Annotated in this window: 12 protein-coding genes; 6 read left to right on the top strand and 6 right to left on the bottom strand. The window is 62.4% G+C overall.

Translation table 11 applies throughout. The annotated features are described in order from the left end of the window. Nucleotides 1-46: 46 nt before the first annotated feature. The 4 genes from prpD (at nucleotide 47) to BJP07_RS09945 (ending at nucleotide 7339) form a co-directional block, all read left to right on the top strand. Nucleotides 47-1558, top strand: a complete 1512-nt coding sequence (gene prpD / locus BJP07_RS09960; RefSeq protein WP_071567444.1) for a 2-methylcitrate dehydratase PrpD — start codon at nucleotides 47-49, stop codon at nucleotides 1556-1558. Nucleotide 1559: 1 nt separating this feature from the next. After that, the gene (prpB, locus tag BJP07_RS09955) at nucleotides 1560-2480 is read left to right on the top strand and encodes a methylisocitrate lyase (protein WP_071567316.1); all 921 of its coding nucleotides are present in this window, start codon (nucleotides 1560-1562) and stop codon (nucleotides 2478-2480) included. Between the two features lie 50 nt (nucleotides 2481-2530). Continuing rightward, the gene (locus BJP07_RS09950; RefSeq protein WP_071567315.1) at nucleotides 2531-3691 is read left to right on the top strand and encodes a bifunctional 2-methylcitrate synthase/citrate synthase; all 1161 of its coding nucleotides are present in this window, start codon (nucleotides 2531-2533) and stop codon (nucleotides 3689-3691) included. Between the two features lie 198 nt (nucleotides 3692-3889). After that, entirely contained in the window at nucleotides 3890-7339 is a 3450-nt protein-coding gene (locus BJP07_RS09945) for a pyruvate carboxylase (RefSeq protein ID WP_255365979.1), read from the top strand. An 18-nt stretch (nucleotides 7340-7357) separates the two neighbouring features. On the opposite strand, the gene BJP07_RS09940 is transcribed toward BJP07_RS09945, so the two are convergent. Continuing rightward, entirely contained in the window at nucleotides 7358-7855 is a 498-nt protein-coding gene (locus tag BJP07_RS09940; protein WP_071567313.1) for an N-acetyltransferase, read from the bottom strand. Between the two features lie 87 nt (nucleotides 7856-7942). Between BJP07_RS09940 and BJP07_RS09935 the strand changes: the two genes are divergently transcribed. Then, nucleotides 7943-8833, top strand: a complete 891-nt coding sequence (locus tag BJP07_RS09935; protein WP_071567312.1) for a hypothetical protein — start codon at nucleotides 7943-7945, stop codon at nucleotides 8831-8833. Here the strand turns inward: BJP07_RS09935 and BJP07_RS09930 are convergent. The 5 genes from BJP07_RS09930 to BJP07_RS09910 all read right to left on the bottom strand — a co-directional run bounded on the left by BJP07_RS09930 (nucleotide 8820) and on the right by BJP07_RS09910 (nucleotide 12790). Beyond that, nucleotides 8820-9305, bottom strand: a complete 486-nt coding sequence (locus BJP07_RS09930; RefSeq protein ID WP_071567311.1) for a GNAT family N-acetyltransferase — start codon at nucleotides 9303-9305, stop codon at nucleotides 8820-8822. The two genes, BJP07_RS09935 and BJP07_RS09930, sit on opposite strands and share 14 nt — an antisense overlap. Nucleotides 9306-9308: 3 nt before the next feature. Further along, a complete protein-coding gene (locus tag BJP07_RS09925) occupies nucleotides 9309-11081 on the bottom strand; it encodes a biotin carboxylase N-terminal domain-containing protein (RefSeq protein WP_071567310.1) in 1773 nt (590 codons plus the stop codon). Nucleotides 11082-11218: 137 nt separating this feature from the next. Further along, entirely contained in the window at nucleotides 11219-11902 is a 684-nt protein-coding gene (locus tag BJP07_RS09920; RefSeq protein ID WP_071567309.1) for a hypothetical protein, read from the bottom strand. A gap of 16 nt (nucleotides 11903-11918) precedes the next feature. Further along, nucleotides 11919-12314 carry a DUF3151 domain-containing protein gene (locus tag BJP07_RS09915; protein ID WP_071567308.1) on the bottom strand — a complete coding sequence of 132 codons (396 nt, stop codon included), beginning with the start codon at nucleotides 12312-12314 and terminating at the stop codon, nucleotides 11919-11921. Nucleotides 12315-12430: 116 nt separating this feature from the next. Next, a complete protein-coding gene (locus BJP07_RS09910; protein ID WP_071567307.1) occupies nucleotides 12431-12790 on the bottom strand; it encodes a hypothetical protein in 360 nt (119 codons plus the stop codon). On the opposite strand from BJP07_RS09910, the gene BJP07_RS09905 reads away from it, so the two are divergent. Then, nucleotides 12789-13460, top strand: coding sequence for a Fic family protein (locus BJP07_RS09905; RefSeq protein WP_071567306.1), 672 nt, complete (start codon nucleotides 12789-12791; stop codon nucleotides 13458-13460). The genes BJP07_RS09910 and BJP07_RS09905 overlap by 2 nt on opposite strands. Nucleotides 13461-13538 lie beyond the last annotated feature (78 nt).

Here is a 13538-nt window from a genome sequence, read left to right as displayed (position 1 = left end):
CAACGTTTCGCAGATGCGGAACTTCAGCAAAGACGAAGGAGCCGAGATGATCGAACACAATGTGCGCACGCACCGTTCGGCAGAAGATTTCCCGATTGAAGAGCACCTCGCATACAAGATTGCAAAGGTTGCGGCAGACCCGGTCGAGGTTCCTGCTGAAACGACCGAGATGATTATCAACCGCATCATCGACAACGCTGCGGTCGCGGTCGCTTCCTACGGTCGTCGCCCAGTTGCCACTGCCCGCGTGATGGCGGAGGCACACCCGGTTGTCGAAGGCGGCGCGCAGCTCTTTGGTGTCGACGGCTCCTACTCCGCAGAGTGGGCCGCGTTCGCGAACGGCACCGCGGTTCGCGAGCTGGACTTCCACGACACCTTCCTCGCGGCCGAATACTCCCACCCGGGCGACAACATCCCGCCGATCCTCGCAGTCGCGCAGCACAAGGGGCTCGACGGCAAGGCACTGATCCGTGGCCTGGCCACCGGCTACGAAATCCAGGTCAACCTGGTGAAGGGCATGTGTCTGCACGAGTGGAAGATTGACCACGTGGCACACCTTGGCCCGTCAGTTGCAGCTGGTCTGGGTACCATGCTGGACCTGGACGTCGACACCATCTACCAGGCGGTGGGTCAGGCGCTGCACACGACGACTGCGACGCGCCAGTCCCGTAAGGGCCTCATCTCTTCCTGGAAGGCGTCCGCTCCAGCTTTCGCGGGCAAGATGGGCATCGAGGCCGTTGACCGTGCGATGCGCGGCGAGGGCGCACCTGCACCGATCTGGGAAGGCGAAGACGGCTTCATCGCGTGGATGCTGCACTCCCCAGAACGCACCTACATCGTGCCACTGCCGGCGGACGGTGAGGCGAAGCGCGCAATCCTGGAGACCTACACGAAGGAGCACTCGGCCGAGTATCAGTCGCAAGCACCGATCGACCTGGCGCGCCGCATGAAGCAGACCATTGCGGATGCAGGCAAGTCCACCGCCGACATCGAGTCCATCGTGCTGCATACCTCGCACCACACGCACTACGTCATCGGCACCGGCGCGAACGACCCGCAGAAGATGGACCCATCCGCGACCCGCGAGACGCTGGACCACTCGATCATGTACATCTTCGCAGTCGCGCTCGAGGACGGCACGTGGCACCACGTCGACTCCTACGCTCCTGAACGTGCGAACCGCCCAGAGACGGTAACGCTATGGCACAAGATCTCCACGGTGGAGGACCCGGAGTGGACGCGCCGCTACCACTCGCAGGATCCGAACGAGAAGGCGTTCGGTGCGAAGGCTGTCATCACCTTCAACGACGGCACCGTCATCGAGGACGAGATGGCCGTGGCGGATGCGCACCCACTGGGGGCGCGTCCGTTCGCCCGTGAGCAGTACATCCAGAAGTTCCGCACGCTGGCGGAGGGGATCGTCGATAAGGAAGAGCAGGATCGCTTCCTTGCGGACGTGCAGAACCTGGAGCAGCTCACCGACTTGAGCAAGCTCAACATCAAGGTCAACGCAGAAACGAAGGCTAACGCTCCTCAGATTCCGGGAGGGATTTTCTAAGATGTTTGTTCCTGATACAACGCCGAATGAGCGCCGCCTGGCGCTGCGGGCCTCGCTCGAGTCCGAGAAAATTACAAAGCTGCCCGGTGCGTTCAACCCGCTGACGGCTCGGCTGATTGAAGACATCGGTGGGTTCGAAGGCGTCTATGTTTCCGGCGCGGTGCTCGCAAATGACCTGGGCCTGCCGGATATCGGGCTGACCACTCTGACGGAGGTCGCGCAGCGTGGCGGTCACATCGCTCGCGCTACGAACCTCCCAGTGCTTATCGACGCCGACACCGGCTTCGGCGAACCGATGTCCGCCGCACGCACCGTGGCTGAGTTCGAAGGCGCGGGGCTTGCCTCGCTGCACCTGGAAGACCAGGTCAACCCGAAGCGCTGTGGGCACCTCGACGGCAAAGAGGTCGTACCGCGCGACCTGATGGTGCGACGCATCAGCGCCGCTGTCCGGGAGCGTCACGACGACGCCTTCGTCATCTGCGCTCGAACCGACGCAGCAGGCATCGAAGGCATTGACTCCGCGATCGAGCGCGCCAAGGCCTACGCCGATGCCGGCGCGGACCTCATCTTCACCGAAGCGCTGTACACCGAGAAGGACTTCGAAACCTTCCGTCAGGCCGTCGACATTCCGCTGCTGGCCAATATGACTGAGTTCGGTAAGACCAAACTGCTTTCGGCCGGCGCGCTGCAAGACCTTGGCTACAACGCCGTGATTTGGCCAGTGACCACGTTCCGCCTCGCGATGGGCCAGACCGAAGCCATGCTTCGCGACATCGCGGAAACCGGCACGCAGGAGCCGTGGCTCGACCGTATGCAGCACAGGTCACGCCTGTACGAGCTGGTCAAGTACGAAGACTTCAACCAATTTGACCAGTCCGTCTTCACCTACTCGAAGGACACCTACTCATCCACGTTCGAGTAGCTCTAGCACTCAACTCTCATCCTAATCACTATCCCGAAAGGACTCATCCCATGACCACTCAAGAAATCAAGAAGGGCCTCGCTGGCGTCGTTGCGGACTACACCGCAATCTCCAAGGTCAACCCGGAGACCAACTCCCTGCTGTACTACGGCTACCCAGTCCACGAGCTGGCAGAACACTGCACCTTCGAGGAAGTCGCGTACCTGCTGTGGAACGGCGAACTGCCAGACAAGGAAGGCGCGGAACAGTTCCGTCTCGGCTGCATGAATAACCGAGACATCGATGAGGAACTCATCCAGGTGATCAACTACCTGCCGAAGGACTGCCACCCAATGGATGTGCTGCGCACCGCAGTGTCCTTCCTTGGCACCCGCGACGAGTACAAGTTCACTCCGGACGCTGATCACATCCGTAAGATCGGCACCGAGCTGCTGGCAAAGCTGCCGACGATCGTCGCAACTGATATTCGCCGCCGTCAGGGCAAGGGATACATCGCCCCGAGCAAGGACAAGGGGTTCTCGGAGAACTTCCTCTGGATGGTCTTTGGTGACGAAGAGGGCTCACCGGCAACCATCCCGTCGGATATTGAGGCGTTTGAGAAGACCATGATTCTCTACGCGGAGCACTCCTTCAACGCCTCCACGTTCACCGCGCGCACGGTGACCTCGACGCAGTCCGACGCGTGGTCCGCGATTACCGCGGCGATCGGCGCGCTGAAGGGCCCGCTGCACGGTGGCGCGAACGAGTTCGTCATGCACCACATGAAGGAAATCGACGACCCAGCCAACGCTGAGCAGTGGTGCCTGAACAAACTGAAGAACAAGGAGCTTGTCATGGGCTTCGGCCACCGCGTGTACAAGAAGGGCGACTCGCGTGTGCCGACCATGGAAGCTGCGTTCAAGAAGCTTGCAGCAGAGCACAAGGACAAGGGCGCCGAGAAGTGGGTGGAAATCTACGACATCATGGCGAAGACGATGTACGAGAACACGTCCATCAACATCCGCCCGAACCTGGACTTCCCGTCCGGCCCGTCCTACTACATCCTGGGCTTTGACATCGAGTTCTTCACACCGCTGTTTGTGATGAGCCGCATCACGGGCTGGACGGCTCACATCATCGAGCAGTTCGAGAACAACTCGCTGATTCGCCCGCTGTCCGCGTACAACGGCCCGGAGGAGCGTCATCTCGACGGCACCTACCAGCCGCAGTAAGCATTTACCGACGGGTGGCCTGCCTGCGCGGTGGGCCATCCGTTTTGTTTGTTTTTCACCTGAAGCAGCGTTGAGTGCGGGCCCCAACATAGGGGGTAATCGCTGGGGGACCGAATGCAATTCTGCATTTTCCCGTGATGTAGCGCCGACCTGCGTTAAGATTGTCAGGCCAACCAAATAACATGCAAACTGTCACGCATGTCACAGTATGGAAGGATTGCATCGATGGAGCAGCTCCCCCTGAATGACCTCCCGGCATTCAAAAAGATCTTGGTAGCAAACCGTGGCGAAATCGCGGTGCGTGCTTTCCGAGCAGCATTCGAAACGGGTGCGAAGACCGTCGCGGTGTACCCGCGTGAGGATCGCAAGTCATACCACCGACCGTTCGCCGACGAAGCCGTGCGAATCGGCGTTGAGGGGCAGCCTGTCAAGGCGTACCTCGACATCGATGAGATTATCCGGGCTGCGAAAGAGACCGGCGCCGATGCAGTGTACCCAGGCTACGGGTTCCTTTCGGAGCGCGCGGAGCTTGCGCGCGCCTGCCGCGACAACGGCATTAAGTTCATCGGCCCAAGCCCAGAAACACTCGAGCTGACCGGCGATAAGGCAGCCGCGGTGCATGCGGCTGAGCGCGCCGGGCTGCCGACGCTGAAAGACTCCGAGCCGTCGACTGATCCGGCGCATCTCGCTGAGCTTGCGAAGGACTTCACCTTCCCGATCTTCGTGAAGGCAGTTGCCGGCGGTGGCGGCCGCGGTATGCGCTTCGTTGAGAAGATTGAGGACGTTGAGCGCCTCGCAGCCGAGGCGTCCCGCGAGGCCGAGGCCGCATTTGGCGACGGCAACGTGTACCTCGAGCGCGCGGTCATCCGCCCGCAGCACATCGAGGTGCAGATCATGGCCGACTCCTACGGCAACGTGGTGCACCTGTTTGAGCGCGACTGCTCCCTGCAGCGCCGCCACCAGAAGGTCGTCGAGATCGCCCCGGCGCAGCACATCACGCAGGAACAGCGTGAGCGCATTTGCCAGGACGCGGTGAACTTCTGTAAGGAAATCAACTACGAAGGCGCCGGCACGGTCGAATTCCTCGTCGACGAAAACGGCAACCATGTCTTCATCGAGATGAACCCGCGTGTCCAGGTGGAGCACACCGTCACCGAGGAAATCACCGGCGTGGACATCGTGAAGAACCAGATGTACATCGCCGCGGGGGCGAAGCTCGAGGACGTGCACCTCAGCCAGGACCTCATCGAGATGAACGGTGCTGCGCTGCAGTGCCGCATCACCACCGAGGACCCGAACAACGGGTTCCGCCCGGACTCCGGCGTGATCACCGGCTACAGCTCGCCAGGTGGCGCAGGTGTACGTCTCGACGGCTCCGCAAACGTCGGCACTGAGATCACCCCGAACTTCGACTCGCTGCTGGTGAAGATGACCTGCCGCGGACGCAACTTCCAGGTCGCGGTTGATCGTGCGCTGCGCGCGCTCAACGAGTTCACCGTCACCGGTGTTTCCACCAACATTGGCTTCCTACGCGCGCTGCTGTCCGAGGAGGATTTCCGCTACAAGCGCATCAACACGAGTTTCATCAACGATCACCCGCACCTGCTTGAGGCGCCCGCAGCAGCGGACGATGCAGGCAAGATCCTCGACTACCTGGCGAACGTGACCGTCAATAAGCCGAACGGTCCACGTCCGACCTCGATCCGTCCTTCCAAGAAGCTGCCAGAGTTCGACTACGGCGATCTGCCACGCGGTTCCCGCGACGACCTGCTGGAGCTTGGCCCGACCAAGTGGGCAGAGAAGATCCGCAACCAGACCGCACTTGGCGTCACTGAGACGACGTTCCGAGATGCGCACCAGTCGCTACTGGCAACGCGTATCCGTACGAACACGCTGGTTGCTGCGGCAAAGCACGTTGGCCACATGACGCCGCAGCTCGCCTCGGTGGAGGCGTGGGGCGGCGCCACCTACGACGTGGGCATGCGCTTCCTCCACGAGTCTCCGTGGATGCGTCTCGACGCCCTGCGTGAGGCTATCCCGAACGTCAACATCCAGATGCTGTTGCGTGGCCGCAACACGGTGGGCTACACCCCGTACCCGGATTCGGTGACGAAGGCGTTCGTGAACGAAGCGGCGTCGTCAGGCATTGATATCTTCCGTATCTTCGACGCGCTGAACGACGTCTCTCAGATGCGTCCAGCGATCGAGGCTGTCCTGGAGACCAACACCACCGTCGCCGAGGTTGCGATGGCGTACTCTGGCAACCTGCTTGATCCTGCTGAGGACATCTACACGCTGGACTACTACCTGCGTCTGGCAGAAGAGATTGTCGACGCCGGCGCGCATGTCCTCGCGATCAAGGACATGGCGGGCCTGATGCGCCCTGGTGCCGCAGCGAAGCTGGTCAAGGCGCTGCGCGAGCGTTTCGACCTGCCGGTGCACGTGCACACCCACGACACGGCTGGCGGCCAGCTGGCGACCTACCTGGCGGCCGCAAATGCTGGCGCGGACATTGTGGACGTGGCGTCGGCACCGCTGGCGGGTACCACCTCGCAGCCTTCGCTGTCCGCACTCGTTGCTGCGTTCGCGAACACCGAGCGCGACACCGGCATTGACCTGCAGGCTGTCAGTGACCTTGAGCCGTACTGGGAGGCCGTGCGTCAGGTCTACGCACCGTTCGAGTCCGGTATTCCCGGCCCGACCGGCCGCGTGTACAAGCACGAGATTCCTGGTGGCCAGCTTTCTAACCTGCGTACGCAGGCGAAGGCACTGGGGCTGGGCAACCGCTTCGAGCTCATCGAGGACTACTACGCCGCGGTGAACGAGATTCTGGGGCGCCCGACGAAGGTGACGCCGTCCTCGAAGGTTGTTGGTGACCTCGCGCTGCACCTGGTGGGTGCGGGCGTGGACCCGAAGGACTTCGCGGAGAACCCGCGCAAGTACGACATCCCCGAGTCCGTCATTGGCTTCCTGCAGGGTGAGCTGGGTACACCTCCGGGTGGTTGGCCGTTGCTGCGCGATAAGGCGCTCGAGGACCGCAAGGAAGTAGACCACACGGTGCAGGTGCCGGAAGCACTCGCCGGTGACCTTGCCTCTGAAGAGCACGTGACACGCCGTGCCGCGCTGGATCAGTTGCTGTTCCCGAAGCAGTACAAGGAATTCCTGGAGCACCGTCGCACCTACGGCATCACGGACCACCTGTCTGACCGCACCTTCTTCTACGGCCTCGTTGAAGGCGAAGAGACGATGATTTGGTACGGCGAGCGCGACGAGCACCTGCCACCGCTCGTGGTCAACCTTGACGCTGTGGGCGAGCCCGATGAGAAGGGTATGCGCCAGGTCATCCTGACCGTCAACGGCCAGATCCGCCCGATGCAGGTCAGGGATGAGAACGCCGAGTCCACGGTCGCCGAAGTGGAGAAGGCAGATCCGTCGCAGGAAGGCCACGTTGCAGCGCCGTTCGCTGGTGTGGTGAACGTGACTGTCAAGCCAGGCGATGAGGTTAAAGCCGGCGACCAAGTTGCTTCGATTGAGGCGATGAAGATGGAGGCCGCAATTTCCGCCACGAAGGACGGCACAATTGAGCGAGTCGCCTTCACGCAGGCAACCAAGGTGGAGGGCGGCGACCTGGTCGTCGTTATCTCCTAAGAGGTTCCTCGTCTTCAGCTAGCCGACGTTGCAGTCAAACACCATGACATTGGCAACGTCGGCAACTGCGGTGAAGCCGAACTGCTCGTAACGGTGGCGCGCACGCTCGTTGTCTGGGTCAACCCAGAGAGCGACGCGGGGCGCGCCTTGTTGCGCTGCGAGCTCGACGACCGCGCGCAGCAACTTCGCGCCCAGCCGGTGCCCGGCGAAGCGGCGCTCCACAGCGATGGCCAGCTCCGGCACGTCGGGCCCGAGGTTGGCGTGGCCTTCGTCGGGGTCATCCCAGTAGCGGAGCCACACCCCACCGGCCGGGGTGCGGAACTCGTCGCATGCGATAATTCCGCCGTCGCGCTCGGGATCCCAGTGGTCCACGTAGTCGGTGACTCCGAGGCGTTCCTCGTGGCCGACGGGCGCGGTCTCATCCCCGAACACGTCCGCGAGAAAGTTCAAGCGCTGAAGGTACATGCGGTCAGACTCGGTGGCCTGGCGCAGGGTAAACGACTTGTTTTGTGTCATGGTGCCTACTGTAACGCGGGTTGCACAGGTAGATGCAGATAGGTGCAGTTCGGGCAGTGCGGTACCCTGTGGCCTATGCGAGGAGGAATGACACGTGGCATCGGGGCGATCGCCGTGGCGTTGGTCCTCGGCGTTTCGCACGGTGCCGCGGTGGCGGCGTCGGTAGTGCAGCAGGGTGGTCTGATCGTGGTTGGCGGCAACACGAAGTGCACCGTCGCGATGAACGATCCAGACCAGGGCGTGAGCTACACCAGCGCCCACTGCGGGCACAACGGGGACCGGGTCACCGTCAACGGTGCCGAAGGCCTTACCGGAACGTTTCTCCCTTCGCCGCTCTACCGCGATGAGGAAGGCTACACCGCCAACGACTGGGCGATGGTGCTGTGGGACGACGGCGTGGCACTCGGCCCGAACTGGCTGAGCGGAGACGCGCGTATCTCCCCGGGCACGGAGTTGACCTCGAAGGATCGCGTGTGCACGTACGGCGGGGTGTCCAAGACGAAGCGCTGTGGCACGTTTGCCGCTCGCCTCGGCAACACGGTGTTTGCAACGCTGCCGGACGGCCAGGCCGGTGACTCCGGCGCGCCCGTCTGGGTCGAAGGCAAGGGCATGATCGGGCCGTACTCGGGCATCAGCAAGATCTCGTCCTCCTCCGGATCGCGGGGCCTCGCGCGGGCGGTGCACCCGGAAGACGGCAGGGACTACAGCGTTGATGAGGAAATCAGTGTGCTCAAGCGCAAGTTTCGTATCGACGGCCCAGTTACACATACCGCGCAGCGCCCAGTAGAAACCGCCGCGAACGCGGGCGCTCAGCTAGGAAAGCGGCTGGAATCGCTGTCCTCCGAGGATGGCTCCGCGGCGCGCGGCGTGCTTCCTGCCGTGCTGGCTATTGTCCTGGGCGTGCTGGTTGCAGCCGCGCCAGATATCGTTTCCATCGTGGAGTCCTGGCGCTCGATCGCGGCAGCTAGAGGTCGATAACCATCGTGCCCGGGCGCGGGGCGTCGGGGACGTCCCGGAAGCCAAACTTTTCGTAGACGTGGCGGGCTTTGGGGTTGTCGGCGTCGACAGAGAGTGCGAGCTGCCGGGCGCTCTTGTCGCGCGCGAGCTCACAGGCCTGCTCAATCATCGTGCGTGACAGGCCCTTGCCTTGCACGCGGGCTTCAATCGCGATGGCGAACTCTGGGATATCAGGCCCGAGGTTCGCCCACCCGACGGCGGAAGCATCCTCCCAGAACCGCAGCCAGATTGCACCAGCTGGTATGCCGAGGGCGTCGTAGCCGATGATGCCGCCGTCGCGCTCCGGGTCCCAGTCGCCGATGTAGCCAGCGGCGTAGGTGGGGTAGTCGGTGAACAGTTCGCTCGACTCGTCACCGTGGGCCTCGGCGAGGAAGTAGATGCGCTCGAGGTAGGTGCGGTCGGACTCGGTGGCGCGGCGGAAGTGAAACTCCATCGGCTACTTCAGCTCCATCAGTGCCGCGCCCTTCGTTACCTGCGAGCCTTGCTCGGCGGACAGGCCAGTGACCACGCCGTCCTTATGCGCCTTGACAGGGTTTTCCATCTTCATAGCCTCGAGTACAACAAGCACGTCGCCTTCTGCGATGGTGTCGCCCTCTGCCACGTTGACTTTGATCAAGGTTCCCTGCATCGGGGCGGTCACAGTGTCGCCGGATGCTGCGCTCTTCGCTGCGGATGCGCGGCGCTTCTTCGGTTTACGGGCAGGGCCCGCACCAGGCACAAGCGCGGAAGGCAGGGCGACCTCGATGCGGCGCCCATCAACTTCCACTGCGAACACCTGCTTATCGACGCCCTCTTCGCCCTCCACAGCGTCTTCATCAGCCGCAGTGATTCCTGGCATCTCGCCGTCCCAGGCCTCTTCGATCCAGCGGGTGTAGACGTCGAACGAGGAGCCGTCGCCGACAAAGGCGTCGTGTTCCACCATTGCGCGGTGGAATGGGATGACAGTCGGGATGCCTGCAACGGTGTATTCAGCAAGCGCGCGGCGTGCGCGGCGCAGTGCCTCTTCGCGAGTGGCGCCGTACACGATGAGTTTGGCCAGCATCGAATCGAACTGTCCGTTAATCGCAGAACCTTCGCGCACTCCAGAGTCCACGCGCACACCAGGACCGGCTGGCTCACGGTACACGTTGATTGGGCCGGGAGATGGCATGAAGTTGGCTGTTGGGTCCTCACCGTTGATGCGGAATTCGAATGCGTGCCCGCGCGGAGTTGGAGTTTCCGTGATGCTGAGCTTCTCACCGCGAGCGATACGGAACTGTTCGCGGACAAGGTCGAGGTCCGTGGTCAACTCTGTGACCGGGTGCTCCACCTGCAGGCGAGTATTAACTTCAAGGAAGGACACCAGGCCGTCAGCGCCAATCAGGTACTCCACGGTACCGGCGCCGTAGTACCCGGCCTCTTTGCAGATTGCTTCGGCAGAGCGGTGGATCCGTTCCCGCTGCTCATCGGTGAGGAACGGTGCGGGGGCTTCCTCGATCAGCTTCTGGAACCGGCGCTGCAGAGAGCAATCGCGAGTGCCGACGACCACGACGTTGCCGTGCTGATCCGCCAGCACTTGGGCCTCAACGTGGCGGGCTTTATCCAGGTAGCGCTCCACAAAGCACTCGCCGCGGCCGAACGCTGCGATGGCTTCACGGGTTGCGGATTCGAACAGTTCTGGGATTTCCTCACGCGTGTGCGCGACCTTCATTCCGCGTCCGCCGCCGCCGTATGCGGCCTTGATCGCAATTGGCAGGCCGTGTTCGTCCGCGAACGCGAGGACTTCGTCGGCATCTGCGACGGGTTTTTTCGTACCGGGTGCCATCGGGGCGTCGACAGCTTCGGCGATGGCGCGGGCAGCGACCTTGTCGCCCAGGGTCGCGATCGCTTCAGGGGAGGGGCCGATCCAGGTTAAACCGGCGTCGATAACTTTCTGTGCGAATTCAGCATTCTCCGCGAGGAAACCGTAGCCGGGGTGAACGGCGTCCGCGCCCGAATCAGCCGCCACTTTGAGCAGCTTCGCCATGTCCAGATAGGTCTCTGCGGCGGTTTCCCCGCCGAGGGCAAACGCTTCATCGGCAAGGGAGACGTATGGTGCGGCCGCGTCACTGTCTGCATACACCGCAACGGACGCGATGCCTTCATCCTGGGCAGCACGGATGATGCGCACCGCAATCTCGCCGCGGTTTGCAACCAGCACCTTGGTCACTTGCTGATTCTGAGTAGGCACAAAAAATCCCGTCTTTCTCAAAGAGTCTGAGCTTTGCCGAAATATATCGGATTTTGCCACCCTATGTTACAACTTGCCGGTAGGTCCCAGCGATTCTCATAACGAGGGGTGCATGAAAATGCGTCGCGGGGACGTGCTTAATCATACGTGCCCAGCAGGTAGCTGACGCGATAGTCCCAGTGTTCGTGAAACTTTTCCGTGTCCCCGGAGACCGCTGCGATGCCCGCGTCGGTGACGCGGATCTCCGCAGAGTAGTGGTTGACGAAGCCTTCGGCTGTGTAATCGCCGCGCCCTGACCATGCGAAGATGGCTCCGTCGTCCTTGAGTGGAGTGATGCTGTCGACGCGGCCGAAAGCCTTCATCTCTTTGACCGGTTTGCCGTCGACGTAGAACGCTACTCCGTCGGTAATGGAGGCGCCGGTGCCTGCTGGGCGCTCCTTGTCTCCGAGTGAGCCGCGGAAGATGATCCAGCTCAAACGCTGACATGGGTCGTAGGCATTGTCGATGTCCTCGATCCAGTAGTTGGAGTCGCTGCCATCATCAGCGGGCATGCGCCCGGGCGTCGAGTTGGAAGGGTATGCCTCGCGCGGGTCATTGGGGAGCTGGGCACACGCGTCCGCATTGTTGTGCTGCGCTGGCTGCTTGGCAGGCGGTGTGGCGGTGTCAGCGGTGTTTGAGGAGGAGGGCTCTTCCACCACGGTGGTCTGCGTGATGGTGATGACGGGTGGTGTGTCCGTCTCGGAGCTGCAGGCGGTGAAGGTCAGGGGTGCCAATATCGTGAGAGTGGCAGCTGATGCGCGGCTGAAAAGCTTGTGTGTCATGGTTCCAGTCTGGGGGTTAGAGCAGCGTAGCGACGCTGTCGGGGTCGGCGTCGGAGAGCATTTGGCGGCAGCGGTCGTACTCGGCGTCGTCGCCAATTGCCTTGGACGCCAGGGCGAGCATCGCGATGGCCTTGAGCACCGGCACGTTCGCTTCGTGCGAGGCCGGTACCGGGCCCCAGCCCTTCCAGCCGTTGGCGCGCAGCCGGTCGAGCGAGCGGTGGTAGCCGGTGCGCGCGTACGCGTAGGCGACAAGGACGTCGCCGCCGTCGAGCTCCTGCTCGGCGCGTGCAGCCCACACTGCGGGGGAGTCGGGGTGCGCCAGCGCGGTGTCGCGCGCCAGGAGGTCTTTCCCGTGTGCAGGGTCCTCGGGCAAGTGCAGAGGCGCGGGTGCAAGCATGTCGTTGATTTTCATGGCGCCAGGTTAGCAGCTTGTGCTTATCGACAACCAAGCTTTTCGGCAGGAAAATAGTTAGGGTGGCGAAATTGTATTGGTCGTGGTGGAAGGGTGCCACGTTGCTTCGCCGTTCTTCACCTACGGTCGTGCACCACACCTAGTGGCACCTCCACGCCCGCGAAGATGAGTTCGAGGCGGGACACCGGTTGGCCAAGCGCTGCTGTGCGGATCGTGGCGTAGATGTCCAGCTGCACAAAGTAGCTGGTGACGGTTTCCGGGGTCGCGATGACGTCGGTATTCCAGTCGGCGATGACCCAGCTGCAGCCTTCCTTGTACTCCTCCTTGGCCTGCCTGGCTTCTAGAGTGCTGCCGCCGATGTTGCCAGGCTTGATGAGGCAGAGCTCGGCAAGGGAATCTGCTGCCTCGCTGTGATGGGCGGGGGAGAAGTAGAGGCGATCTCGTCGATGTGCCCTAAGCGCTACACTTCGAGGCATGCTACGGACGGACGCGTTTGTCTCAGTTATCTATTCGGCGGGAAAGGTTTTCGACAACCTCCGTACCGGACGGCTTGCGACTGAGGAGTTCTTGGCGAATGGCAGCACTGCCGGAATCGCCTCGCGGGCTGACTTGCAGCTGCTCCAAGACTTACAGGATGCTGCACGAATCGCACGGCGAGCGAAACACTACCGGCAGTCGGTGACCGCCGAGCTTGTGTGTGAACTCAACGCCGCGATGACACGCTCTGCAGCGCTTCACCCGGGGCAATTGCGCCGGGAAGAGCAGCGTATCGGCGTGCGTACCGCCGACGGCGATCACATGCCTCCGGCGCTCACGATGGAAAAGCTGCGGGCACTCGTAGAGGAAGACGAGACTGAGCCCATTGCGCCCGACTCAATGCTTGCGCGAGCAGCGTTGCTATTTGTTCGTCTAGCTAAGGCGCAGCCCTTCGAGGACGGCAACAAGCGCACCGCGATCCTGGCAGCCAACGTCCTACTCCCCGAAGATACTGTGCTGGTCGTCCCGCACGACGCGGAAGCAAGCGGCGAGATCGAGTCCGAGTTCCACGACCTGCTCGGTCGCGCGTACATCTACGGCGGCGATGACCATTCGGCGATCCATGCGGTCGTCGAATTCATGCTGGCCCACCAGCCTGCGGAGAAGTAGGGGGCCGCAGGGCAGGGCTAAAAACTTCTACCCGGCCTGCGTGCTGTGCCGGATGAATTTCGGGCTTTGCAATTTCGT

Source organism: Corynebacterium sp. NML130628, from assembly GCF_001875665.1.
Lineage (GTDB): Bacteria > Actinomycetota > Actinomycetes > Mycobacteriales > Mycobacteriaceae > Corynebacterium.
The sequence above is the reverse complement of the archived record's forward strand: the minus strand, read 5'-3'. Positions and strand labels throughout refer to the sequence as shown.

Excerpts from the sequence above, each read along its gene's own strand:
- prpB (WP_071567316.1), top strand. The coding sequence starts at position 1,560 with ATGTTTGTTCCTGATACAACGCCGAATGAGCGCCGCCTGGCGCTGCGG.
- BJP07_RS09940 (WP_071567313.1), bottom strand. The coding sequence starts at position 7,855 with ATGACACAAAACAAGTCGTTTACCCTGCGCCAGGCCACCGAGTCTGAC.
- BJP07_RS09915 (WP_071567308.1), bottom strand. The coding sequence starts at position 12,314 with ATGAAAATCAACGACATGCTTGCACCCGCGCCTCTGCACTTGCCCGAG.
- BJP07_RS09910 (WP_071567307.1), bottom strand. The coding sequence starts at position 12,790 with ATGCCTCGAAGTGTAGCGCTTAGGGCACATCGACGAGATCGCCTCTAC.
- BJP07_RS09950 (WP_071567315.1), top strand. The coding sequence starts at position 2,531 with ATGACCACTCAAGAAATCAAGAAGGGCCTCGCTGGCGTCGTTGCGGAC.
- BJP07_RS09930 (WP_071567311.1), bottom strand. The coding sequence starts at position 9,305 with ATGGAGTTTCACTTCCGCCGCGCCACCGAGTCCGACCGCACCTACCTC.
- prpD (WP_071567444.1), top strand. The coding sequence starts at position 47 with ATGATCGAACACAATGTGCGCACGCACCGTTCGGCAGAAGATTTCCCG.
- BJP07_RS09920 (WP_071567309.1), bottom strand. The coding sequence starts at position 11,902 with ATGACACACAAGCTTTTCAGCCGCGCATCAGCTGCCACTCTCACGATA.
- BJP07_RS09905 (WP_071567306.1), top strand. The coding sequence starts at position 12,789 with ATGCTACGGACGGACGCGTTTGTCTCAGTTATCTATTCGGCGGGAAAG.
- BJP07_RS09945 (WP_255365979.1), top strand. The coding sequence starts at position 3,890 with ATGTCACAGTATGGAAGGATTGCATCGATGGAGCAGCTCCCCCTGAAT.
- BJP07_RS09935 (WP_071567312.1), top strand. The coding sequence starts at position 7,943 with ATGACACGTGGCATCGGGGCGATCGCCGTGGCGTTGGTCCTCGGCGTT.